The 24071-nt window shown below is 63.3% G+C and carries 24 protein-coding genes and 1 riboswitch; of the genes, 13 read left to right on the top strand and 11 right to left on the bottom strand.

Annotated features, from left to right (window positions below):
* Positions 1 to 61: 61 nt before the first annotated feature.
* The 4 genes from phoR to HW090_RS08190 form a co-directional block, all read right to left on the bottom strand.
* Positions 62 to 1360, bottom strand: a complete 1299-nt coding sequence (phoR, locus tag HW090_RS08205) for a phosphate regulon sensor histidine kinase PhoR (protein ID WP_179113056.1) — start codon at positions 1358 to 1360, stop codon at positions 62 to 64.
* Between the two features lie 18 nt (positions 1361 to 1378).
* Entirely contained in the window at positions 1379 to 2068 is a 690-nt protein-coding gene (gene phoB / locus HW090_RS08200; RefSeq protein ID WP_179113055.1) for a phosphate regulon transcriptional regulator PhoB, read from the bottom strand.
* A 65-nt stretch (positions 2069 to 2133) separates the two neighbouring features.
* On the bottom strand, positions 2134 to 3033 hold the full coding sequence (gene ubiA / locus HW090_RS08195; RefSeq protein ID WP_179113054.1) for a 4-hydroxybenzoate octaprenyltransferase: 900 nt from the start codon (positions 3031 to 3033) through the stop codon (positions 2134 to 2136).
* A 19-nt stretch (positions 3034 to 3052) separates the two neighbouring features.
* Positions 3053 to 3598, bottom strand: coding sequence for a chorismate lyase (locus HW090_RS08190; RefSeq protein WP_373416388.1), 546 nt, complete (start codon positions 3596 to 3598; stop codon positions 3053 to 3055).
* Positions 3599 to 3848: 250 nt separating this feature from the next.
* A riboswitch (guanidine-I (ykkC/yxkD leader) is annotated at positions 3849 to 3952 on the top strand.
* A 46-nt stretch (positions 3953 to 3998) separates the two neighbouring features.
* Here HW090_RS08190 and HW090_RS08185 point away from each other — a divergent pair.
* From HW090_RS08185 to HW090_RS08145, 9 genes are all read left to right on the top strand, one after another.
* Positions 3999 to 4997, top strand: a complete 999-nt coding sequence (locus HW090_RS08185; RefSeq protein WP_256930766.1) for an ABC transporter substrate-binding protein — start codon at positions 3999 to 4001, stop codon at positions 4995 to 4997.
* Positions 4998 to 5015: 18 nt separating this feature from the next.
* Positions 5016 to 6026 (top strand): fatty acid desaturase, encoded by a 1011-nt coding sequence (locus HW090_RS08180; RefSeq protein WP_179113051.1) that lies wholly within the window; start codon positions 5016 to 5018, stop codon positions 6024 to 6026.
* 10 nt (positions 6027 to 6036) lie between these two features.
* Complete coding sequence (locus tag HW090_RS08175) at positions 6037 to 6801, top strand: hypothetical protein (RefSeq protein WP_179113050.1); 765 nt, start codon at positions 6037 to 6039, stop codon at positions 6799 to 6801.
* A gap of 14 nt (positions 6802 to 6815) precedes the next feature.
* Positions 6816 to 7643: an ABC transporter permease gene (locus HW090_RS08170; protein ID WP_256930765.1), complete on the top strand. Its 828-nt coding sequence runs from the start codon at positions 6816 to 6818 to the stop codon at positions 7641 to 7643.
* A 3-nt stretch (positions 7644 to 7646) separates the two neighbouring features.
* Positions 7647 to 8486 carry an ABC transporter ATP-binding protein gene (locus HW090_RS08165; protein WP_179113048.1) on the top strand — a complete coding sequence of 280 codons (840 nt, stop codon included), beginning with the start codon at positions 7647 to 7649 and terminating at the stop codon, positions 8484 to 8486.
* A gap of 58 nt (positions 8487 to 8544) precedes the next feature.
* On the top strand, positions 8545 to 8712 hold the full coding sequence (locus tag HW090_RS08160) for a rubredoxin (protein ID WP_179113047.1): 168 nt from the start codon (positions 8545 to 8547) through the stop codon (positions 8710 to 8712).
* A gap of 11 nt (positions 8713 to 8723) precedes the next feature.
* Positions 8724 to 9875, top strand: coding sequence for an FAD-dependent oxidoreductase (locus tag HW090_RS08155; protein WP_179113046.1), 1152 nt, complete (start codon positions 8724 to 8726; stop codon positions 9873 to 9875).
* 193 nt (positions 9876 to 10068) lie between these two features.
* Positions 10069 to 10341 (top strand): HU family DNA-binding protein, encoded by a 273-nt coding sequence (locus HW090_RS08150; protein WP_179113045.1) that lies wholly within the window; start codon positions 10069 to 10071, stop codon positions 10339 to 10341.
* A gap of 74 nt (positions 10342 to 10415) precedes the next feature.
* A complete protein-coding gene (locus tag HW090_RS08145; RefSeq protein ID WP_179113044.1) occupies positions 10416 to 10781 on the top strand; it encodes an SCP2 sterol-binding domain-containing protein in 366 nt (121 codons plus the stop codon).
* Between the two features lie 42 nt (positions 10782 to 10823).
* Here HW090_RS08145 and HW090_RS08140 read toward each other — a convergent pair whose 3' ends face one another.
* On the bottom strand, positions 10824 to 11069 hold the full coding sequence (locus HW090_RS08140; RefSeq protein ID WP_179113043.1) for a TIGR02647 family protein: 246 nt from the start codon (positions 11067 to 11069) through the stop codon (positions 10824 to 10826).
* Between the two features lie 50 nt (positions 11070 to 11119).
* Positions 11120 to 11395: a DUF1841 family protein gene (locus HW090_RS08135; protein WP_179113042.1), complete on the bottom strand. Its 276-nt coding sequence runs from the start codon at positions 11393 to 11395 to the stop codon at positions 11120 to 11122.
* Between the two features lie 110 nt (positions 11396 to 11505).
* Between HW090_RS08135 and HW090_RS08130 the strand changes: the two genes are divergently transcribed.
* Positions 11506 to 12171 (top strand): glutathione S-transferase family protein, encoded by a 666-nt coding sequence (locus HW090_RS08130; protein ID WP_179113041.1) that lies wholly within the window; start codon positions 11506 to 11508, stop codon positions 12169 to 12171.
* A 14-nt stretch (positions 12172 to 12185) separates the two neighbouring features.
* Here HW090_RS08130 and HW090_RS08125 read toward each other — a convergent pair whose 3' ends face one another.
* Both HW090_RS08125 and argH read right to left on the bottom strand, forming a co-directional pair.
* Complete coding sequence (locus HW090_RS08125) at positions 12186 to 12665, bottom strand: GNAT family N-acetyltransferase (RefSeq protein WP_179113040.1); 480 nt, start codon at positions 12663 to 12665, stop codon at positions 12186 to 12188.
* Positions 12666 to 12775: 110 nt separating this feature from the next.
* Complete coding sequence (gene argH, locus HW090_RS08120) at positions 12776 to 14170, bottom strand: argininosuccinate lyase (protein WP_179113039.1); 1395 nt, start codon at positions 14168 to 14170, stop codon at positions 12776 to 12778.
* A gap of 343 nt (positions 14171 to 14513) precedes the next feature.
* On the opposite strand from argH, the gene HW090_RS08115 reads away from it, so the two are divergent.
* Both HW090_RS08115 and HW090_RS08110 read left to right on the top strand, forming a co-directional pair.
* Entirely contained in the window at positions 14514 to 15254 is a 741-nt protein-coding gene (locus HW090_RS08115) for a LytTR family DNA-binding domain-containing protein (RefSeq protein ID WP_179113038.1), read from the top strand.
* A 91-nt stretch (positions 15255 to 15345) separates the two neighbouring features.
* Entirely contained in the window at positions 15346 to 16425 is a 1080-nt protein-coding gene (locus tag HW090_RS08110) for a peptidoglycan-binding protein (RefSeq protein ID WP_179113037.1), read from the top strand.
* A gap of 8 nt (positions 16426 to 16433) precedes the next feature.
* On the opposite strand, the gene HW090_RS08105 is transcribed toward HW090_RS08110, so the two are convergent.
* Genes HW090_RS08105 through HW090_RS08095 form a run of 3 tightly spaced genes read right to left on the bottom strand, consistent with a single transcriptional unit; the run spans position 16434 to position 19472 of the window.
* Positions 16434 to 16865 carry a TadE/TadG family type IV pilus assembly protein gene (locus tag HW090_RS08105; protein ID WP_179113036.1) on the bottom strand — a complete coding sequence of 144 codons (432 nt, stop codon included), beginning with the start codon at positions 16863 to 16865 and terminating at the stop codon, positions 16434 to 16436.
* Complete coding sequence (locus HW090_RS08100) at positions 16862 to 18985, bottom strand: pilus assembly protein TadG-related protein (protein ID WP_179113035.1); 2124 nt, start codon at positions 18983 to 18985, stop codon at positions 16862 to 16864. The genes HW090_RS08105 and HW090_RS08100 overlap by 4 nt, the downstream gene beginning before the upstream one ends.
* Before the next feature lie 19 nt (positions 18986 to 19004).
* A complete protein-coding gene (locus HW090_RS08095) occupies positions 19005 to 19472 on the bottom strand; it encodes a TadE/TadG family type IV pilus assembly protein (protein WP_179113034.1) in 468 nt (155 codons plus the stop codon).
* Positions 19473 to 19879: 407 nt separating this feature from the next.
* Between HW090_RS08095 and HW090_RS08090 the strand changes: the two genes are divergently transcribed.
* Complete coding sequence (locus HW090_RS08090; protein ID WP_179113033.1) at positions 19880 to 23992, top strand: BapA prefix-like domain-containing protein; 4113 nt, start codon at positions 19880 to 19882, stop codon at positions 23990 to 23992.
* Positions 23993 to 24071 lie beyond the last annotated feature (79 nt).

The following is a 24071-nucleotide window of genomic DNA, read 5'->3' as shown; positions in this document are numbered from 1 at the left end:
GGATATTTCAAGCGTCAGGCGGTGCACCGGGCGTTATGGCGACTCCGTCCGGCTGGCCGCTTCACGCCTTGACCACCTGCGCCGCCTGGAAGTGGCAGGTGAAGGTGCTGCCCTTGCCGGGAGCGCTGTCGATGTCCAGGCGCCCCATATGGCGCAGCAGCACATGCTTGACGATGGCCAGGCCCAGGCCGGTGCCGCCGGTGGTGCTGGCGCGGCTGGAGTCGACGCGGTAGAAGCGTTCGGTCAGGCGCGGCAGGTGGCGCCGGTCGATGCCGATCCCCGAGTCCTGCACGCAGAGCCTGGCGCCCTGTTCGTTGCCGGACCAGCGAATGTGGATGTCGCCGCCCTCGGGCGTGTATTTCACCGCATTGAACACCAGGTTGGAGAAGGCGCTGCGCAGTTCGCTCTCGCTGCCGCGCAACTGGATATGGCTGTCGGCCTCCAGCGAGATGTTGTGGCGTTTTTCCGCCGACAGGGCCAGGGCGTCGCTCTTGATCGACCTCAGCAACTGGTCGACGGCCACCGGGCTGTTGGCCGATGGATGGGTGGTGGTCTCCAGCTTGGCCAGCAGCAACAGGTCGCTGATCAGGTGCTGCATGCGGCCCGCCTGCTGGTCCATCTGTTGCAGCGCCCGTTGCCAGCGCGCGGGCTGCTCGGCGCTGTTTTCCAGCAGGGTTTCCAGGTAGCCGGCGATCACCGTCAACGGTGTGCGCAGCTCATGGGAGAGGTTGGCGACGAAGTCCTTGCGCATCTGTTCAAGGTGGTGCAACCGGGTGATGTCGCGCACGAGGAACATGTGCTCGCTGTTGCCGTAGCGAGTGATGTTGACTTGCAGGTAGATGCGGTCATTGACCGGGGAGACGATCTCCAGGGCCTCGTCGTATTGCCCGCGCTCGAAGTATTCCTTGAATGCCGGGTGGCGCACCACGTTGGTGATCGGGTGCCCGGTGTCCTGCTGGCGCTTGAGCCCGAGCAGGTTGCTGGCGGCGATGTTCCACCATTCCAGGTTGCCCTGGCTGTCGAGCATGATCACGCCGTCCTTCAGCGCGGCGGTGGAGTCCTGTACGCGGTCGATGACGGCCTGTAGCTGTTTGCGCTGGCGCAGCTCGCGGCGCTGCAACTGATAGAGGCTGTCGAAGACCTCGGCCCATATCCCGTGGCTGTCCGGCGGCGGGGCGTCGGGGTTCTGCTTCATCCAGTCGAGCAGGCGCAGCAACTGGCGCAGCGTCCAGCCCAGGTAGCCGCCCAGGCCGAGGACCAGTGCCCAGGCGAGTTCGCCGGACACCAGGCCAAGCACCAGGCAGCCGAGCAGGATCAACAGCAGCCGGCGTACCAGGTCACCGCGCCAGTCTTGATTCACGGTACAGGCCCCTTGGATTCAGTTCTTGACCGAGAAACGATAGCCCGTACCACGAACCGTCTGCACCAGGTTCTCGTAGCTTTCGCCGAGGGCCTTGCGCAGGCGCCGGATGTGCACGTCCACGGTGCGCTCCTCGACATACACATTGCCGCCCCAGACCTGGTCGAGCAGTTGCCCGCGGGTGTAGGCGCGTTCCTGGTGCGTCATGAAGAATTGCAGCAGACGGTATTCGGTCGGGCCCATCTCGGCCGGCTTGCCGTCGATGGTGACGCGGTGGCTGACCGGATCGAGCAGCAACCCGCCGATCTCGATGGGTGTTTCGCTGTCGTTCGGCGCGGCGCGGCGCAGTACGGCCTTGAGGCGCGCCACCAGCTCGCGGGGCGAGAAAGGCTTGGTGATGTAGTCGTCGGCACCGACTTCCAGGCCCTGGATCTTGTTGTCCTCTTCGTCCTTGGCGGTGAGCATGATGATCGGCGTGTTGGCGGTCATCTCGTCGCGCTTCAGGCGGCGGGCCAGCTCGATGCCCGACGTGCCGGGCAGCATCCAGTCGAGCAGGATCAGGTCGGGCCTGCGGTCGACGATCAGGGCGTGCGCCTGTTGCGTGTTGTCCGCTTCCAGGCATTCGTAGCCCGCCATCTCCAGCGCTACCACGATCATCTCGCGTATGGGCGCTTCGTCATCGACGATGAGGATGCTCTTGCCGTTCATGGTCCGTTCTCTGTCGTTGCTGTCGCTCGGCATTAGATAACGGAATTATTGCAGCCATGTGACATTCAGACGGATGCGCGCAGGCCGTAGTCGAGCAGCGTGCCGACCAGGATCGCCAGACCGGCCCAGTGGTTGTGCAGGAAGGCCCGGAAGCACTTCAGCGGCTCGCGCTGGCGCGTACTGTGGAATTCCCAGGCGAAGCACAGCGCCGCCACGGCGAGGCCGAGCCAGAACCACAGGCCCAGGCCGAAGCGCACGCTGGCCAGTGCCAGGCACAGCAGGGTCATGCCTTGCAGGCTGGCGATGATGACGCGATCGGCGTCGCCGAAGAGGATGGCGGTAGATTTCAGGCCGATCTTCAGGTCGTCCTCGCGGTCGGCCATGGCGTAGTAGGAGTCATAGGCCACTGTCCACAGCACGTTGGCCAGGTACAGCAGCCAGGCTGCGGCGGGCAGGCTGCCGGTCTCGGCGGTGAAGGCCATGAGGATGCCCCAGGAGTAGGCGGCGCCCAGTACCACCTGCGGGTAATAGGTGTAGCGCTTCATGAAGGGGTAGAGCGCCGCCACCGCCAGGGCGCCGAATGACAGCCAGATAGTGGTGGCGTTGGTCAGCAGCACCAACAGGAAGCTGGCGCCGATCAGTACGGCGAAGAGTATCCAGGCCTCGCGCACGCGCACCTTGCCGGTGGCCAGCGGGCGGGCCTTGGTGCGCTCGACGTGGCCATCGAAATTGCGGTCGGCGAAGTCGTTGATCACGCAACCGGCGGAACGCATCAGGATCACGCCGAGGCTGAAAATGAATACATGCCCGATAGCCGGTGCGCCGTCGCCGGCGATCCACAGGGCCACCAGTGTCGGCCACATCAGCAGGAAGACGCCGATGGGCTTGTCCAGCCGTACCAGTTGGATGAAGTCCCAGGCTCGCGGATGCAGGCGGTTGCTCGATTGCAGGAGTTTCAGGTACACGCCGATGGTCTCCGGATGCTCAGTGGCTGTTCACCCTGGCTGCGCGCCAGAGCTCGGGAAGGAAGATTTCTGCGACCAGCACGCCCAGTTCGCCACGACGAAAGCAGGAGCGGCGGGCCCAGAGGCCGTCTTCTCGTACCTGCCCGGGCAACCAGTCGGCGGGATAGCGGCAGGTTTCCAGCTCGCCCCGGTCGAAGGCCTGGTCGCTGAACAGCAGTTCGCCGAGGGAGCGGCTGCCCAGGCGCTCCAGGTCCAGGCCCGAATGCTCCAGGGCGCTGCGCAAGGCCACGCTGCGGGCGAATACCCAGGGTTGCCGGTGGCCACGCAGGTAGACCTCGCGGACCCAGCCGATGCTGCCGGGCGCCCCGCCAAGGGCGGTGCATTCATCGTGGCGCAGGGGCTGCCAGCCTTCGTCCAGGGGCTGCACGTCGAAGTGGCCATCGCTCTGTGCGGTCAGGCGGCGGGTCAGGGAGCCTTGGTCGAACAGCCAGTCATGCAGGTCGGGGGCGAGGGGATGGGGTTGTCGCGTGGCGCTGAGCCAGTCGGGAGTATCGGACACGGGCATCATCGGGCATGGCAGGAACACCGGCGGAGTCTAGCACGGGCAGTCGGCGCCGCTGGTGGTTGCCCTGCACCGATACCTTGCACGCTGGTGTGCGATGGTGCAGCCGTTGCCATTCGATGCTTGGGCGTTTTGCCTGAAAGCCTTGTGTGGCGTGACTTTCGTGGAATTGGCGCATCCTTTGCTACGTTCTGCGACGTGGGGATGAGTCGCGTCTGACATTGTGATGCTGCACTCGATACACAGGAGTTTCACCAAGGCGAGCTAGGGTTCCGGTCCACTGCGTGTGGATGGCTGGTCCGAGAGTTTTCCGGCCTCATGGAGGGGGTCACACGGCGGGATAAAAGCCCGGGAGACGCGAAGTCATCCCGGTTTTTTATTTTTCCGTAGGAGTACCGCCATGATGTCCAGAGTATTACTGCACAAGACCCTGCTATGCCTCGGGCTGGGCGTTTTCAGCAGCCTGCTTCCGTTTACATCGCACGCCGTGGAAAAGATCCGCCTGGCCAGCTCCATCTGGCCCGGTTACGCCCCGCTGTATGTCGCCGACAAGCTCGACCTGTACAAGGCTCAGGGGGTGAAGGTCGAACTGCAGTTCTTCAGCGACCCCGGCCTGATCGTTCCCGCCCTGGCCAGCAAGGCCGTGGATGGCGCGACCCTGACCTACGATCAGGTGATCGGCGCGGTGGCCAAGGGCCACAAGTACAAGGTGGTTATGCCTATCGACTACTCCAACGGCGGCGATGCCGTGGTCGCGGCAAAAGGCATTACCAGTATCCGCGAGCTGGCGGGCCAGAAGGTTGGCTATGCGCCGTTGTCTCCGCCCGAGTTCCTGCTCAGCCATGCGCTGAAAAGCAATGGCATGAGCGAGAAGGACATCCAGTCCGTCAACATCAACCCTGATGCAGTTCCCGGCGCTATGGCCTCGGGCAGCCTGGCTGCCGGGGTGACATGGGAACCCAACGTGTCCCGCATCGTGGCCATGGGCGGTGGCGAGCGTTACCACGTGCTCTATTCATCCAAGGACGCGCCAGGGCTGATCACCGACGTACTGGTGTTCGACGAGGCGCAGGTCACCAAGCGCGCCAAGGCTATCGAGGCACTGATCAAGGGCTACCTGGCCGGGCTGGAGTACATGCACAGCCATCCTCAGGAGGCCGCCGCCATCGTTGGCGAGGTGCTGGGAGTAAGCACGGAGGAAGCGGCCGAGCAGATGCAGGGCGTCTACAACATGCCACTGGCGGAAATGGGGCTCAATTTCGAGGAAAGCGAAGCCACCACTTCCTTCTACGGCAGCGGCAAGGTGATCGCGGAGTTGATGCTCAATAGCGGCCAGATACCGGCAGTGCCGGATATCGGCAGCACCTTCGACTCCCGTTTCATCGATGCCCTGACCCAATAAGTCGCCAGGAGGACTGTCATGGCCCTGTTTCGATACCCCGATGGCACGCTGCCCAATACCCTGGCGATGGGGTACGCGGTACTGACCTATGGCGGCGGCCTGGCGCTGCTGCTGTCGCCCCATCTGGCGCTGAACCTGCTGGGCACGCTGTTGCTGGCCCACGGCATGATCATCGCCGCATTCCTGATCCACGAGTTCGCCCATGGCACGATCTTCGCCAGTGCGGTGACCAACGAGCGGGTCGGTGAGTTCTTCGGCTGGTTGACGGGGTCCTGCTACCAGGACTTCCAGACCATGCGCAAGAAACACATGCGCCATCACGTGGACAATGCCGATGTCATCAGCTTCGATCCGCGCAGCTTCCTGCTGCGTCGGCCGCGCTGGGTGCAGAAGCTGGTGCTGGCACTGGAGTGGGCGCACATCCCGGCGGTGGACCTGATGATCCACTACATGGTCATGCTGATGCCGTTCTTCAGCGAAGAGCCCAGTCACCGCGCCCGACGCGGCAAGGTGCTGACGCTGTTCGTCGTGCGCAGCGCCCTGTTCGCGCTGCTCGGCTGGCTGTCGCCCCTGGCCCTGGTGCTCTATGCGCTGGCCTGGATGCTGATGGTCTGTGTACTGCGGCTGGCCGATATGCACCAGCACACCTACGAGGTCGTCGAGCAACTGATCGAGGGCAAGCTGGAGCTGCCGCACAAGGGCGACCGTGACTACGAGCAGGGCAATACATTCAGCAACCTGGTCTCCAGTCGCTGGCCGGCGCTCAACCTGCTGTTCCTGAACTTCACTTATCACAATGCGCATCACGACAAGCCTGTGGCCCCCTGGTATCGGTTGCCTGCCCTGCATGCGCAATTGTTCGGCGAGGATTATGCGCAGGTCATCCCGATGCGCGAGTTGATCGGCAACTACCACCGTTACCGTACGCACCGTGTCTTCAGCGAGGACTACGGCAGCCTGCAGGACGGGCCGCAGCGCACCGAGCGTTTCTATGGCGCGGTGGGGCTTTCCTTCCTGGCCGTGTTGTGAGGGGGTGGGCATGAGCACTGAGGCAGATTGCAAGGCCGTTCCCGAGCGCTATCGCGGTGTCTGGCAGCGCACGCTGCTGCGTACCGCCGATGGCCTGGAGGACCGTACGACCCCCGTATTCTGGGTTCAGACCGACGTGCTGCATGGCGACCTGCGCATCCCCCAGGCGCCAGCGCCGGACTGGCGCTCGCGTAGCGACATCGTGGCCTTTGCCGGTATTACCCGGGTCGTGGGCGAGCGCTGCCAATGGCACCGGCTGCTGGACTACCAGCCACCCGGTCCGGCGGATATCGGCACCATGCGTTTCGTCGACGACGATGAAGTGCACGAGACCGCCCTGGATGGCAGCTACCTTGAAATCTGGCAGCGCCTGCCCGATTCGCGCGGCGGGCACCAGGCGCTATGGCTGGTGGCGGAGGGTCGCCAGGCATGCCTGTTGCGGGCTGGCGACTGGTTTCTGTTCGCGGCAGAGCGCTCCGGCGTGCTGGCGGGCGGCGGCCCGTTGAGCGAACAACTGGCGCGGCTGGACGAGGCCGGGCGCGACGCTTTGCTGGACTGCGAGTTTTCCTTTGGGCGTATCCAGGGCGGTGGTTCGCCCTGGAGCATCCTTCTCTCCAGCCTGCCTGGCCGTGTTGGCCAGGTGTTGCTGGAAGGATGCGGTGAAGACCTGCCGAGCATCGGGGGCGCGCGGCTGGCCGGGCTGGGGGCGCAGCCACCGGTCAGCGGTTGGACGCTGGCCCCCTTGCCGTCGCTGGCGCTGGAGGCGGGCGTATGACTGGAGGCGAGCGTATGAATAGTGTCACTGCGCATGCTGTCACGGTGCTGCCGCGCCACCGCTGGTGGCGTATCCGTGGTGAGCTGTCCTCGCGGCAAGTGGGCTGGCTGGCCGTCTGCGGGCTCAGCATTCCGCTGCTGTTGTGGTGGTTGTGTACCAGTGTGCTGGGGTTGTCCGATCCCCTGTTCATGCCAACCCCCGAGGCGGTACTCGCACGTATCGGGCACTGGGCGCTGGAAGGCACATTGCTGACGGATGCCGCCATCAGTGTCTACCGGGTCATGGCGGGCTTCGGCCTGGCCGCGCTGTTCGCGTTGCCATTGGGCCTTTACCTGGGCACCTACAAGCCGGTGCAAGCGCTGCTCGAACCGCTGCTGGATTTCATCCGCTACATGCCGGCGGTGGCTTTCATTCCGCTGATCATGCTGTGGGTCGGGATCGACGAAGGCTCGAAGGTGCTGATCATTTTCATCGGCACGTTCTTCCAGATGACGCTGATGGTGGCCGAGGACGTGCGCCGGGTGCCGATGGCGCAGATCGAGGCCGCCCAGACCATGGGCGCCAACCGTGGGGAAATCATCCAGTGGGTGATCTGGCGCTCGGCGGGGCCGGCTCTCTGGGACACCCTGCGCATTACCTGTGGCTGGGCATGGACCTACCTGGTGGTGGCGGAACTGGTCGCGGCCAGTTCCGGCCTGGGCTACGCCATCCTGCGCGCCCAGCGCTACATGCAGATCGACACGATCTTCGCCGGCATCTTGCTGATCGGCTTGATCGGCCTGTTGACCGACCAGTTGTTTCGCTGGGTCGGGCGTCGCGCTTTCCACTGGCAGAAGAGGTGAGTCATGGCCGCACCCATCAATATCAAGGGGCTGGGCAAGTCGTTCCAGGGGCGAGGGAAGAGCATCGAGGCCTTGCGTGGCATCGACCTGGACATCCGCGATAACGAGTTCGTGACCTTCGTCGGTGCCTCCGGCTGCGGCAAGTCGACCCTGCTGCGCATCATCGCCGGGCTGGAAAGCCACAGCAGCGGGCAATTGCTCCTGGGTGGGCAGCCGCTTACCGGTCCTGGCCGAGAGCGGGCCATGGTGTTCCAGCATTACAGCCTCTATCCCTGGCTGACCGTGATGCAGAACATCAAGTTTTCGCGCCGCCTCAAGGTGGTTTCCGACACCGTGCGACACGATGGCGACATCGAGACGGCGGATGGCCGGGCCTGGGCACTGCTTGGCCTGATGGGGCTGGAGCCTTTTGCCGATGCGTACCCCAGCCAGCTTTCCGGCGGTATGCAGCAGCGTGTGGCGATTGCCAGGGCGCTGATGGGCAAGCCGGACATCCTGCTGATGGACGAGCCTTTCGGCGCGCTGGATGCCCAGACCCGCGAGGTCATGCACGACCTGATCCGCCACGTGCACCGGCTGGAGAAGAGCACGATCGTTTTCGTCACCCATGACGTGGACGAGGCGATCTACCTGGGCACGCGCATCGTGCTGATGGCCCCGCGCCCAGGCCGGATCGACAGTCAGTATGAGGTGCCGCTGCCTGCCGAACGGCATCAGGACATGAAGCTTTCCGCGGATTTCCTGGCGCTCAAACGCGAGATTCTTGGCCGTATCCGTGAGACCTCGGGTATGCGCTCGGAGTTGGACATGTTGCAGAAACTGGGTTCCGGGCCGCAGGTATGAGCGGTTCGGGCGACTCGGAAACATCAGTCCGGCCTGGCGGGCCGGTAGAGGGGCAGTGATGAGCAAGTGGCAATGTATCGTGTGCGGTTTTATCTACGACGAGGCGCTTGGTCTGCCGGATGAGGGCATCGCCGCCGGCACGCGCTGGGAGGACGTCCCGCAGGACTGGCTGTGCCCTGATTGTGGCGTCGGCAAGGACGACTTCGAAATGATCCGGCTGGACTGAGGGGGCGTTGGATGAGCGACCCTCTGGTGATTGTCGGTACAGGGCTGGCTGGCTATACCCTGGCGCGCGAGTTCCGCAAACGGGACCAGACGACGCCGCTGCTCCTGATCAGTGCCGACGACGGCGAGTGCTATTCGAAGCCGATGCTTTCCACGGGCTTTGGCAAGGGCAAGGATGCCGACGCCATGGTCACCGCCAGTGCGCAGCGAATGGCTGAGCAACTGGCGGCCGAGGTCCGTACCCGCACCCAGGTCACACGCCTGGAACCGCAGGCCAGGCGTATCTGGCTCGGCGACGAGGCGATCTCCTATCGCGACCTGGTCCTGGCCCTGGGGGCTGAGCCGGTCCGGGCTTCGCTCGGTGGTGATGGCAGCGATGCGATTTTCACGGTGAACGACCTGGCGGACTACCGTCGTTTGCAACAGGCCATTCGTGGCCCTTCGCGCATTCTGATCATGGGGGCGGGGCTGATTGGCTGCGAGTTTGCCAACGACCTGGCGCTGTCCGGGCATCGTGTCGAGGTGGTGTCGCCTGCACGCCAGATCATGCCCGGCCTGTTGCCGGGCGAGGTGGCGAGTGCCGTGCAGGGCGCCCTGGAGCGCACGGGCGTGCTGTTCCACTGCGGTGCGGTGGTGGAGCATCTGCAACGCCAGAGTGGTGAGCGGCTGGCGCGCCTGTCCGATGGCCGTACCCTGGCTTGCGACATTGTCCTCAGTGCCGTGGGCCTGCGCCCACGTACGGCATTGGCGCAGGCGGCGGGGTTGTCGGTGGCCCGAGGCGTCGTGGTTGACCGCTGGCTGCGTACCTCGCAGCCGAATATCCACGCATTGGGCGACTGTGCCGAGGTGGACGGGCACAGCCTGCTTTACGTCATGCCGCTGATGGCCGCTGCGCGTGCGCTGGCCAGCACCCTGGCGGGCGAGCCGAGCGCGGTGCGCTACGGGGTGATGCCGGTGACGGTGAAGACGCCCGCCTGCGCCCTGGTCGTCGCGCCCCCTGCCGCAGCGGCGGCGGGGCATTGGCAGGTCACGGGAAACGGCGATGATATCCGCGCGCTGTACCTCGACGATGGCGGTCTGCTGCTTGGCTATGCCTTGTGCGGCCAGGCAACGCAGGCACGGCAGGCGTTGACCCCGCTGCTGCCGCCGCTCATGGCGGATTGACCGGATTATCTTCGACCAAGGGATTAGACGCCGCTCACGAAGCGGCCTGGCTGCGTTTTTGGGCTGGCGCGACCGTGAGTGTCGTGCCATTCTCAGGACGTCTGCGGCGGTCAACGCCCGTCGTAGCGCCTTAAATGCTGCTGTTTGCCAGCAGTGGACACAACAACAAGAATGTCTCAGAGGCTATCCATCCATGCGTAAACCGGAACTCGCGGCGGTCATCGCCGAAAAGGCCGATTTGAACAAAGATCAGGCCAACCGTGTCCTGAACTCCATCCTCGATGAAATCACCCAGGCCCTGGGCCGCAAGGACAGTGTGACCCTGGTCGGTTTCGGCACCTTCGTGCAGCGTCACCGTGGCGCCCGCACTGGCAAGAACCCCCAGACCGGCGAGCCGGTGACCATCAAGGCGAGCAATACCGTAGCCTTCAAGCCAGGCAAGCTGCTCAAGGACGCCATCGGCTGAAGCGTTGTGCCCGGAGCCGGTAGCCGATTTCAACGGTCTGCCCGCTCCGGGCCTTTGAATTGGGGAGGGTTGGTATGAAGTTCCGTTTTCTGCTCTGGGCGCTGGGGCTGTTGCTGGCCAGAGCCAGCCGCAATAACCCGGAGATGCAGCAGGAGCTGGCGGGCAAGGACCTGAGCTTCGATCTCTATACGCTCGACGGCAAGGTGGCACGTCATTTCACCGTCAAGGCGCAGCGTATCAGCAGCCGTTCCGGCCGTGGCGACGATCCTGCGTTTTCCCTGGGGTTTCGCGATGCATCCTACGGTTTCGCTACCTTGCAGGCGAAGAACAAGCAACTGGCCTTCATGCAGGGCATCCAGGACCAGCACATCAAGGTCAACGGCAATCCGGCGCTGGTGCTGTGGTTCCAGGGATTGACGCGCTACTTGAAGAAACGCTGAAACCGGACGCAAGGTCCGGTTCCTGTATCGCTTGCCTCGTGCTTATGCACCTTGTTTCGAGGACAGGATCAACAGCAGCGCCTGGGCATGTTCAGCCGCATCGCGGCCAAGGCTGGTCAGGTAGCCACCATCGGTTTGCGTCGTCAGGCCTTTCTCATACAACCGCTGTGCGGCGTCGATCAGATGGGACGATGCGTCCTTGTGGATCTTCAGGCCCTCCTGGGCGCTATCCAGGTTGAACAGGCCGAGGATTTCCAGTTCGGCGGTTCTTTCGGGGGTGTAGGCCATGTGTTTTCCTTTCCTTCGTTCTTGTGTGTTCGGGCCAGAATACGCTTTTTTCAGGCGTCGTGCGGTTCGGGTAGATCAGGCAGATTGCGCAGCAATTCTTCGTAGCGGGCGCCATCGAAAGGGCGCTGCTTTTCGAGCATATGGTTGATTTCATCGGCCAGCGCCAGTGCCATCAGGTGCAGGCTCTCTTCGCGCTCGTACCCCACCAGCGTGAGCTTGTTGAGCACGGCTCGCACGGCGGGTGGCTCATCAGCTTCCAGTTGATTTTCAATGGCCTGGATCAGTGTGTCCTGGGCGAACTGTTCTTCATCGTCGTGCGTGTTCATCGGGTATTCCGTGCGGTGCGTTGCCAGGAGTCTGGCACAGATGGCCGGGGCTGGGCAGCCACCCGCTTCTGGGGTACAAGGAGTCTCCCCGACGATGACGGATGTCCTCCATGCTGAAGCTGCACGGTTTCGCCCTGAGCAATTACTACAACATGGTCAAGCTGGCGCTGCTGGAGAAAGCCCTGCCGTTCGAGGAGGTCAATGTACTGACGACGCCTCCTGCCGGTTTCAAGGCCATCAGCCCGCGCCGCAAGGTGCCGATACTGGAGACGCCACAGGGATTCCTCACGGAAACCGCGGCGATCCTCGAGTACCTGGAGGACAGCCAGGGTGGCCAGCCACTCCTGCCGGACAACGCGTTCGAGCGTGCGCAGGTACGCTCCCTGGCGCGCACCATCGAGCTTTATCTGGAACTGCCAGCACGCAGTTGTTACCCGGAGGCCTTCTTCGGCGGTACTGTCGCGGATGCCATCAAGGATGTCGCCCGGATCGAGCTGCCGGCGGGTATCGCGGCGCTCAGGCGCCAGGCGCGCTTTGCGCCTTTCGTGGCGGGCGAGCAGTTCACGCTGGCGGACATTTACCTGCTCTACAGCCTGCCACTGGCGGCGCATGTGGCGCATAAGCTGTTCGGTCTCGACCTGTTGCAGGAGCTGCCCGAGGCCCGGGCGTTGTTGCAGCGCCTGGGCGAGAACCCCAACGTGCAGCGTATCGCCGCCGAGCGCGACGCATCACGGGAGGCCACCGTGGCCCTTATGAAGGCCAGGCTCGCCCGCTGAGGTCCGTCCGGCCCTCAGCTCTGGGCAAGGCGCTGCAGGGCTTCGCCTGTCAGGCGATAGCCGACCCATTCGTCCTGGGGGCGGGCGCCGAGTGACTGGTAGAAGTCGATGGCGGGCTGGTTCCAGTCCAGTACCGACCATTCGAAGCGTCCACAGCCTTCGCTTACTGCCAGCCGTGCCAGGTATTGCAGGGTCGCCTTGCCCGCGCCACTGCCGCGTGATTCTGGCGAGATGTAGAGGTCTTCCAGGTACAGCCCCTTGCAGCCGAGCCAGGTCGAGTAGTTGTAGAAGTACACCGCGTAGCCGATGGGCTGGCCGTCCTGCTCGACGATCAGCGCGTTGGCCGGACCGTCCTCGGCGAACAGCGTGGCCTGCAGGCCGGCCACATCGGTCTTCACTTCATGTTCGGCTTTTTCGTAGATCGCCAGGTCGGTGATGAAGCGCAGGATCAGGGCGGCATCGGCGGAAGTAGCGGGGCGGATCGAGAGGGGCATGGCGGCTCCGTCGGGATGGTGCGCCGGACACCCAGGCATCGGAGACGTCCGGCGCGGCGTTACAGGTCGAGGGTGCTACGCGGGCCGGGAGGCCCGCGTCGAACCACAGGTCAGCGTGCCGCCAGCAGTTCGTGGCCACGGGCCACGGCCAGGCGCACCTGGGCGGGTGCGGTGCCGCCGATATGGTTGCGGGCGTTCACCGAACCTTCCAGGGTCAGGACGGCGAAGACGTCGTCGCCGATCTGGTCGCTGAAGCGGCGCAGTTCGTCCAGGCTCATCTCGGCCAGGTCCTTGCCGCTTTCCACACCGTATTTCACCGCGTGGCCGACGATCTCGTGGCAGTCGCGGAACGGCAAGCCCTTGCGCACCAGGTAGTCGGCCAGGTCGGTGGCGGTGGAGAAGCCGCGCAGTGCCGCCTCGCGCATGATTTCGCGCCGGGGCTTGATCGCCGGCACCATGTCGGCGAAGGCACGCAGGCTGTCGCGCAGGGTGTCGGCGGCGTCGAACAGCGGCTCCTTGTCTTCCTGGTTGTCCTTGTTGTAGGCCAGCGGCTGGCCTTTCATCAGGGTCAGCAGGCCGCTCAGGTGGCCGAACACGCGACCAGACTTGCCGCGTACCAGCTCCGGCACGTCGGGGTTCTTCTTCTGCGGCATGATCGAGGAACCGGTGCAGAAGCGGTCGGGCAGGTCGATGAACTGGAACTGCGCGCTGGTCCACAGCACCAGCTCTTCGGAGAAGCGCGACAGGTGCATCATCGCCAGTGCGGCGGCGGCGCAGAATTCGATGGCGAAGTCGCGGTCGGAAACGCCGTCCAGCGAGTTGCCGGAAATCGCTTCGAAACCCAGCAGTTCGCAGGTGATCTCGCGCTGGATCGGGTAGGTGGTGCCGGCCAGCGCGGCGCTGCCCAGGGGCATGCGGTTGGTGCGCTTGCGGCAGTCGACCAGGCGCTCGTAGTCACGGCTGAGCATTTCGAACCAGGCCAGCAGGTGGTGGCCGAAGGTCACGGGCTGGGCGGTCTGCAGGTGGGTGAAGCCCGGCATGATGGTGTCGGCCTCGGCTTGCGCCAGGCCCAGCAGGCCCTGCTGCAGGCGGGTGATTTCGGCGAGGATGGTGTCGATCTCGTCGCGCAGCCACAGGCGGATGTCGGTGGCCACCTGGTCGTTGCGCGAGCGGCCGGTGTGCAGTTTTTTGCCGACCACGCCGATGCGGTCGGTCAGACGCGCCTCGATGTTCATGTGCACGTCTTCCAGGTCGATGCGCCAGTCGAAGCTGCCGGCCTCGATTTCCGCCTGGATGTCCTTCAGGTTGGCGATGATGCTGTCGCGCTCGGCATCGGTCAGCACGCCTGCTTTGGCCAACATGGTGGCGTGGGCGATGGAGCCCATGATGTCGTGGCGGTAGAGGCGCTTGTCGAACTCGACGGAGGCGGTGAATCGGGCGACGAAGGCGTCGACGGGCTCGCTGAAACGGCCGCCCCAGGACTGGTTGGTCTTGTCGGTGCTCATGAATGCGCTCGCTGCAATCGGGATACGGGAAAACAGGGCGGCGATGATAGCAGGGTTGGCATGGCGTCGGTGCCCGTCGCGATGGGGCATCAGGCAGTGCATAAAGCTTTTTCCCATCTCCCCAGCCCTCTCCCGCAAGCGGGAGAGGGGGCAAATCGAAGATCGTCATGCAATGACCTTGGATGGGCCATTGGCGTGGCGCAAATCCAGGCGTGCGCACTCGATGCATGGGCGCGGGCACTTTTGGGGCGGAATGCGAGTCTCACTCTGGAACGCCGCTGAAGGCGTCATTTACCTGTCTACGCTATCGTTATGCGTGACAAATGCAGGAAGCCTGATCCATATGAATGTCCTGATTGTCGACGATGAGCCACTGGCGCGTGAGCGCCTGAGCCGCCTGTTGGGCACCCTCGACGGTTACCGGGTGCTGGAGCCGGGAGCTGGCAATGGCGAGCAGGCCCTTGCCCTGATCGATGAGCTGCGCCCGGATATTTTATTTCTCGATGTGCGTCTGTCCGGCCTGGATGGCTTGCAGGTCGCCGGTCGCCTGTGCGAGCGCGATGCGCCGCCCGCGGTGGTGTTCTGTATCGAGCACGATGATGTCGCCATCGATGCCTTCCGCGCCTCTGGCGTCACCTATCTGGAGCGGCCAATAGAGCGCGAGGCCCTGGCCAATGCCGTGAGGCGCGCCGAACGCCTGACCCGCAGCCAGTTGGCGGCCTTGACCCGACCTGCCGCCGTGTCCGGTTTCGGGCCGCGCACCCATATCAGCGCCCGCACCCGCAAGGGCATGGAGTTGATCCCCCTGGGGCAGGTGCTGTACTTCATCGCGGATCACAAGTACGTCACCTTGCGCCATGAGGGGGGCGAGGTCCTGCTGGATGAGCCGTTGAAGTCGCTGGAGGATGAGTTCGGCGAGCGCTTCGTGCGTATCCACCGCAACGCGCTGGTATTGCGCAGTCGTATCGAGCGCTTGCAGCGTACGCCGCTCGGGCACTTCCAGTTGTATCTGGGCGGGTTGGAGAGCGAGCCGCTGACAGTCAGCCGCAGGCATGTGGCGGGTGTTCGCAAGCTGATGGGCTGACATCGGCCGATGGTCGATGCAGTCCATGGTTGTTGGCAGTGGCGACACAGCACTAGAATCGCCGGGTAGACAGACAGGGATAGGTGTTTTCGTGCGTTCTCCAAGCTTGCTGGGCTGCCTTCTGGTTGCCATTTCCGGGTGTTCTTCGATTGACCAGGCGCCCGTCCAGGGAACGTCCGCTCCTGCATCCGCGACACCGTCGGTCGAGTCGGCCCTGCTTTCCGGTGCGGCTCCTGCCGCCGAGCGCGCCGTCCCCCAACCCGTTACCCCTGCCGCGCCGCCGGCCAGCCCGCAGCCGTTGCTTGCAGCGCCAGAGCCAGTGATCCAGGCCGGGCAATGCTGGGTCTATGCCCAGGTCAAGCCAAAGCCGGTGCAGAGCACCCTTGAGGTGGTGGTCAAGGATTCGGTCAACCGCATCACCGTCACGCCTGCCGAGTTGCAGAATGGTCTGACCCAGGTGGTCACCCGTGAGGGAACCCGGACTTACCGCATCGAGCCGCCGACCTATAAGCAGGTGACCGAGCGTGTCGAGGTGCGACCGGAGATCAAGCGCTATACGGTGGTGCCCGCCGTCTATGAGGAGCACCAGCAGACCGTGACCCTGGAAGAGGCCAAGACGGTGCTCGACCCTTGCCGCACGGCTGGAACCCGTTATGCCCGCGAGTCCGGTGTGATGGCTTTCTGCGCCAGGGAAGTGCCCGCTGTGACACGCACGCTCAAGACGCAGGTGCTGGTCGCTGCGGAAAGCGTGCGTGAAGATATCGAACCTGCGGTGTACGAAACCGTGACGCGCTGGGTGGTGGACACGCCGGCCCAGGCGGTCGAGGTGTTGCTCGAACCCGAACTGGCGCAGTTGAAGGTCGAGCAACTGGTGCGACCCGTGCAGGCCAGCCAGGTCGTCTTGCCGGAGAAGACCCAGCGCATGGAGGTCACCCGCTTCGAAGGCGAGGCGCGCATCGTTTCGCGCCAGGCAGTCTGCGATGCGGACATCGACGAAGGCATGGTGCGCCGGCTGCAGTCGGTACTGGCCCAGCGCGGCTTTGCGCCTGGTCGTATCGACGGGCTGCTGGGGCGCCGTACCCTGGCGGCCCTGATGCAGTTCCAGGAAAACAGCGGCCTGGCCGTTGGCGCCCTGACCCTGGAAAGCGTGGCCGCCCTCGGTATCGATTGATCCAGCCGCTACAGCTGGATGCTGCTTCGCCCTTCTATCCGCGCCGGCAGGCGCGGGATCGACCCCACCAATGGCAATTGCAGCACCGGGACGATGGGCGCAGTACGGTAGTCTTCGACGCTGTAGCCGACACAGACGGTCAACCTGCGTCGATCCGCATCGAACTGGCCATAGGTGCCCTGTGAGCAGGGGCCGTACCAGCGCTTGAGCCATGAGCGCTGGAAGGTACTTGAGATGTGGGCTTCGATCTTCTCTTCATGCCCTGGCGCGACCGCGATAGCCGAGCGTGCCGCTTCGGCGGCCATGTGCTGGAAGGTCAGCATCAGCAGCAACGGAACGCTGTAGGCGATGACGCTGTAGAGCACGCCGAAGAACACGCCGAACAGGACGACGAATTCGATAGCGGTGGCGCCTCGCTGGCGTCGCGTCGAGGCGTTCATATCAGCAACCTCGCGTTGCCGCATTCCAGGTGTTGCAGGTGCACGTCGATGACGCCCAGGCGAATGCCGAGCAGATCGACGAGCAGCTCTGTGAGGATGTTGCCGACTTTATCAAGGATGGGTGTCAGGAGGTTGGCCAGCAGTTCTACCACCAGGGTAACTGCGCCACTGATTGGGCCGCTGTTGCTACCTTGTTCTTTTACCAGCTCCGCTTCGATCAAGGCAACGCAACGATCGCTGGTGACTGTCCAGTAGCCCAGGCCCGTTGTGGTACAGCCATTACCCGTCAGTGCGCCCACTATATTACCGAGTACTCCGCCTACTAGGCCTAATACTCCCTCTAATAAATTCCCCAACACCCCAGAGCTCCCCGGCGGGAACGTCCCAGTAAGATTCTCTTCTACTTTTTTCATGCGCTTTTCATGGCATTTGGCTGTGGTGAGTCCATTACACGTCTCTGAAGCCGTTTTATCCCAAAGACTTCGAGCAACTAAATTGGCTGTGTTAGCAGGCGGTGAGCTTTGCTCCAGCAGTAAAGAGGCCAAGGTAGGTAGCAGGTTTTTCACCGTTGTACCCAGCGCCAGCGGATTACTCAGGCTACCGATTTCATCCTCGGCCAGCTCCAGCGGATTTTCCTGATTGGGAGCGGAGGGGATTGCGAGCACGTCGAGAATGACGGGCGGACCGCTCAGGCCCAGCAGATTCAAGCCCAGTAGCTTTACATCCAGATAGTCATGGCTGGTCATATAGTCCGTGCAGGCGTTTTTCTTGCTGAACAATTCGTTCTCGTCCGGTACGCCGCCCATGCAGATCTGCGCGAGGGTGCCACTGACTTCGATCTCGGCATGCTCCTGGCCTTCATGGTAACGCTCAGGCGTACACATATCGGTCAGTTCGCCCTTGGCCGAAACCAGGTCGATGACCAGTGGAATGTCGATGCGTACGCCCAAGGCGCTCAGCAGGTTGCCCAGCAGGCCCGCGCCCTGGCTCTTGATTTCCAGGAAGGTGCGCAACTGAGCGGTATAGGCGGTGGTACCGATGCCGCCGATACCAATGGACGGCGGCTCGATCAGGCCGACTTTCAGGCGGGTGGTGGCCAGCCCGAGCAAGTTGAGACTCAGGTCGGTTTCCAGGGCATGTCGGCTGGTGGCCACGCCGATGGCGCTGGTCAGCAGCGAGAGGACATCGACCTGCGCACCCAGCGCGGGTGCGGCAGGGGCTGATGGTGAGTTGTCGGCACCCCGCAAGGCCGCGAAGATTCCGGGCGTGCCATCGTCCTGGCGCAGCAGCGGCACTTCCAGTTGACCGATATTGCCCAGGCCGAGGCTGGCTTGCAGGCTGTTCAGCAGGGTGGCATTCAGGCCCAGCAGGTCGCTGCGGTCCGCCGCCCTGAGGCTGGCGTCGAGAATCTCGCCCAGGGTTAGTTTACGGGTGTCGAGCAGTTGATCCAGACCTCCCAGGGTCAGGTCCGTGGCCAGCGGAATACCCAGCTCTTCCAGCAGCCCGCCGGGGGTGATGGAAACATCCGCGAGGCCGTTGTAGCCGACCAGGCTGGTGTCATCCAGGTTCAAGCCCAGGCCGTTTAGCGTGGGCCCCAGCAACGATCCGGCCGGGTTGACCGTGACGAGCCGGGTGCCGACCGTGAATACCGCCAGCGGCTCGTTCTTCCCGGCCACGGCTCGAGCCTGGAGTTGTACCTGGTCGCCACCCTCGCAGGCCCCCAGCATGCAGCCAGCCCTGAAGACGAGACTGGCAGGGACGGGTTTGCGCAGGGTGACGAGAACCGTGCGGCTGTCGACATCGACGGCGCCGATCCGTGTGATGCCGTCTTCTACGCGCGTCTGGATGCATTCGGTCGTGGTGTTCGACGCGTCCAGCCCGTGGCGGCTGGCGGCTTCCCGTGCATACGAGACCGCAGTACCGTCGGTGCAGAGCCCCCCTCGGGATACCGCTTCCAGGGCTGCCATGTCCGCCGCGCGTTGCAGGGCGCGCTGCTCCATGTACAGGCGGCCGCTGTCCACCACCAGGGCCAGGCACATGAGGGCCATCAGCAGTGCCACCGCCGCCATGATGGAAAAGGCGCCCTGTTGTTTCCGCGGGCTTGTGTGATGTCCGTTCATCCTGGAACTCCCTGGGCACTCAGTGGCCGATGCGTATCTCGGAGCGACCAGTCAGGGTCTCCGGCAGTTGCGGAAAGCGCCAGCCGAAGACCTGCATGGGGGCGATGATGGTTTCCGGGGTGTTGTGCGAGATGCACACGCTCAAGGCGGTGACGCCCTCGTTGGCATGGTGCGTGATTCGGGTGTAACGGCTTTCGCCCTGGCACTTGTCTCGCCATGCCGCAGGGCGCGCGCCGAGCCAGGAGTGGGAGATGACATCGCCGACCACATACTCGATACGGTCGTTGTAATCGACCGTACCCGAGGGTATCTGCATCGCGGCCCTGACGGCATTGGCCGATATCTCGTTGTAGCTGGACAGCAGAACGAGTGGGATGACATAGCCGACCATGCCGTAGACCAGCATGAAAAAGACCATGAAGAGTGCTGCGAACTCGATGGCCGCCGTGCCGCGTTGCGAGCGTCGCCAGCCTGTACGCCTGGACATGCCATGCCCTCCGCCGGTCTGGGTGTTCAGACCAATCTTTGCAAATTATGACGCGCGTTCATTCAATGTGCCTTGGCCTATATTTGGATGTGGCTTGAAAGTTGTAAATAGTCATATATGAATAGCTGGAAGTGACTGGTTTATTGATGTGCGGGTAAATAAATGCCCGTTAGAAGTTAAGCATTAGTCGTAAGGGAATATTGTTGCTCTTGTTTGCCTTTGCTTATATGGCCGCATGGAAACAGGTGCGGTCATGGCACTGTCCATGGGTGTGCAAGGCACATTTATGGATATATGTACTGACGGCATCTGGCGTCTCGCCATCTGTCGCCGAGTAGGAGTTCTGGCGTCTGGCAGGCGTTAATTGATCAATCGATCGTTCTGCTGTTCGATGCCAGGAGTCTGAAATGGAAAATGCACTTGGAAATATAGTCGTCGTTGCCAAGGCGACAGGAAAAACGACCGAATTGCCCTTCGGTAATATTCGCCTTGGTTCGGCCAGTATTATCAAGATTCCTGTTTCACCTGCTGATATCGTTTCTTCGCGCCGTTCCGGCAATGACCTCGTACTTGAGTTGAAATCCGGCCAGCCCGTCATCGTCAGGGATTTCTTCGTCGTCAATGGAGAGTTGCGCAGCGATGTCGTCTTCGAGGATGAAACCGGCGCGCTCTGGTGGGGACAGTACGATCCGGCCTTCTCCGGCTTCAATCTCACGCAAATCTCCAGCCTCGATGACCTACTGTTGCTGGCGCAGGCGGGCAGCGCCATTCCCGAGTGGCTGATCTTTGGCCTTGGCCTGCTGGGTGTGGGCGCCGCCATTGCGTTGAGTGACAGTGGCGGCGGCAGCAGTCGGCGAGGCGGTAGCGTCGGAGACAGCGATTCAGACTCGGACAGTGACTCCGATAGCGACAGTGATTCGGACTCGGACAGCGACTCTGACAGTGACAGCGATTCAGACTCGGACAGTGACTCCGATAGCGACAGTGATTCGGACTCGGACAGCGACTCCGACAGTGACAGCGATTCAGACTCGGACAGTGACTCCGATAGCGACAGTGATTCGGACTCGGACAGCGACTCCGACAGTGACAGCGATTCAGACTCGGACAGTGACTCCGATAGCGACAGTGATTCGGACTCGGACAGCGACTCCGATAGCGACAGTGATTCGGACTCGGACAGCGACTCCGATAGCGACAGTGATTCGGACTCGGACAGCGACTCCGATAGCGACAGCGATTCGGACTCGGACAGTGACTCCGATAGCGACAGTGATTCGGATTCGGACAGCGACTCCGACAGTGACAGCGATTCGGACTCGGACAGCGACTCCGACAGCGACAGTGATTCGGACTCCGACAGTGACAGCGATTCAGACTCGGACAGCGACGCCGAGACTGGCCTGATCACCACGGTGCAGGGGGTCGTTGGCGGGCTGACGGATCAGACCCTGCTGTCGCCGGTAACCGACCTGGTCAATACCCTGGTCGATCCCAATAGCGGAACCCTGAGCGGCCTGACCGGGATTCTGGAGAGCCTGACGACCCAGACGGGTGGGTTGGGCGCCCTGAATGAGTTGGTCACGGGGCTGGCGGGTGCGGATGATGGTGCCTTGACGCCGCTGGTGAATGCGCTCAACGGCATCCTACAAGGCCTGGAAGCCAATACCCCGCTGACGCCACTGGTGAATGGGCTGCTGGGAGAGAATGGCCTGATTACTGGTTTGAAAGACCAGTTGCAGAATCTTCTGCAAGGCACCTTGCCGGGTGGCAGCGGCGGATCGGGTACCGGCTTGGTGTCGACGGTGCAGACGCTGGTGAACAACCTGACCAGCGATACAGCTGCCGCGCCGCTGAGTGACCTGGTCAATGCACTGGTCGATCCGGACAGCGGCGCGCTGAGCGGCTTGACCAGCATTCTGGAAAGCCTGACCAGCCCGGGTGTTGGTGGCCTGGGTGCGCTGACCGAGCTGATCGATGGCCTGGTGATCGTTGATGATGGTGCGCTGACGCCACTGGTGAGCGCGCTCAACGGCATCCTGCAAGGCCTGGAAGCCGATACCCCACTGACGCCGCTGGTGACTGGTCTGCTGGGCGCCAACGGTCTGCTGGCGAACCTGCAAGGTCAGTTGCAAGGCTTGCTGCCGAGTCTGCTGCCGGGCGGTAGCGGCGGATCGGGCACCGGCTTGGTGTCGACGGTGCAGTCGCTGGTGAACAACCTGAGCAGCGAAACGGCTGCCGCGCCGCTGAGCGATCTGGTCAATGCACTGGTCGATCCGGATAGCGGCGCGCTGAGTGGCTTGACCAGCATTCTGGAAAGCCTGACCAGCCCGGGTGTTGGTGGCCTGGGTGCGCTGACCGAGCTGATCGATGGCCTAGTGATCGTTGATGATGGTGCGCTGACGCCACTGGTGAGCGCACTCAATGGCATCCTGCAAGGCCTGGAGGCCGATACCCCACTGACGCCACTGGTGACTGGTCTGCTGGGCGACAATGGTCTGTTGGCGAACCTGCAAGGTCAGCTGCAAGGCTTGCTGCCGAGCCTGCTGCCGGGTGGCAGCGGCGGATCGGGCACCGGTTTGGTGTCGACGGTGCAGTCGCTGGTGAACAACCTGACCAGCGAAACGGCTGCCGCGCCGCTGAGCGATCTGGTCAATGCACTGGTCGATCCGGACAGCGGCGCGCTGAGTGGCTTGACCAGCATTCTGGAAAGCCTGACCAGCCCGGGTGTTGGTGGCCTGGGTGCGCTGACCGAGCTGATCGATGGCCTGGTGATCGTTGATGATGGTGCGCTGACGCCACTGGTGAGCGCGCTCAACGGCATCCTGCAAGGCCTGGAAGCCGATACCCCACTGACGCCGCTGGTGACTGGTCTGCTGGGCGCCAACGGTCTGCTGGCGAACCTGCAAGGTCAGTTGCAAGGCTTGCTGCCGAGTCTGCTGCCGGGCGGTAGCGGCGGATCGGGCACCGGCTTGGTGTCGACGGTGCAGTCGCTGGTGAACAACCTGAGCAGCGAAACGGCTGCCGCGCCGCTGAGCGATCTGGTCAATGCACTGGTCGATCCGGACAGTGGTGCGCTGAGTGGCCTGACCAGCACTCTGGAAAGTCTGACCAGCACGGATGGTGGTGGCCTGGGTGCGCTGACCGAACTGATCGATGGGCTGAGCATTGCCGATGACGGTGCACTGACGCCGCTGGTGACGGCACTGAACGGCATCCTGCAAGGCCTGGAAGCCGATACCCCACTGACGCCGCTGGTGACTGGTCTGCTGGGCGACAACGGTCTGTTGGCGAACCTGCAAGTTCAGTTGCAAGGCTTGCTGCCGAGTCTGCTGCCGGGCGGTAGCGGCGGATCGGGCACCGGCTTGGTGTCGACGGTGCAGTCGCTGGTGAACAACCTGAGCAGCGAAACGGCTGCCGCGCCGCTGAGCGATCTGGTCAATGCACTGGTCGATCCGGACAGCGGTACGCTGAGTGGCCTGACCAGTATTCTGGAAAGCCTGACCAGCCCAGGGGTTGGTGGCCTGGGAGCGTTGACCGAACTGATCGATGGACTGGTGATCGCCGATGACGGTGAGCTGACTCCGTTGGTGAGTGCGCTCAACAGCATTGCTCAGGGCCTGAGCAACTCCACGCCAATCGACGACTTGCTCAACAACCTGCTGGGCACGGGAGGAGCGATTGCCAATCTGCTCGGCAATGGTGGCCTGGGTGATCTGCTGGGCGGCTTGCTTCCCGGCGGCTCGGCCACTGGCGGGCTGCCGACGCTGGGCTTCCTGACCGGCAACCTGTTGCTTTCTCTGGACGAGGGACTTGAGCTGAATGGCTTGCTGGCAACACCGCTGGGCGGGCTGAGCAATAGTCTGGTCATCAGTCTCAACGGCGTGCTGGAGCCTTTGGTCGGTGCTTCCTTCACTGTGGGGGCCGAGGGGTATGTGGACCCGGAAGGCCTGCTTGTGACGGGCGTGCTGGAGGAGGTCGGCAGCCTGTTGGCGCCGGTCATCGATAACTTGCTGAGTCTTCCGGTGCTGGCGAGCGGAACATTGGCGACAGGAGCCGATGGGCTGGATGACATCGGTGATGTCGTTTCCGGCCTGAGCCTGCAACTGCTGAATGCGGGTGTGCTGGCGGGCGCCCCGGTCGTTGGCTCACTGCTGGAAACGTTGCTGGATACGCTGGGTGGGCTTACCGATCTGGTGGACGGACTTATCGGTGGATTGATTCCGGACCTGCCGATCTTCGGTGGCGGCGGCCTGTTCGGCACGCAACTTTTCTCCCTGGACCTCGGTCTGTCTAGTGAAGACGATGCGTCGCAGGCGCAGCCGGATGAGTTGAGCCTGACGCTGGACCAGTTGTTCTCCACGGAGTCGCTGGGAGTGGTGCTGGATACCGGAGAAGTCATCGAACTGGCTTCTTCCCTGATCGTCGATACGCCGCTGGTCGAGCCGCTGGATGCCCTGCTGCATCTTGGCAGCCGGCCGGAAGAGGATGAGCAGGGGGCATCCACCGCACTGGTGTGAGGCTGACTGCCGCGCAGCTACTGAACAGGCCGCCACCCGCATATCGGTGGCGGCTCCCAGGGAGTCGGGTATGGGCAGG

It is taken from the genome of Pseudomonas sp. ABC1 (genome assembly GCF_013395055.1).
In the GTDB taxonomy this organism is placed as follows: domain Bacteria; phylum Pseudomonadota; class Gammaproteobacteria; order Pseudomonadales; family Pseudomonadaceae; genus Stutzerimonas.
The sequence above is the reverse complement of the archived record's forward strand: the minus strand, read 5'-3'. Positions and strand labels throughout refer to the sequence as shown.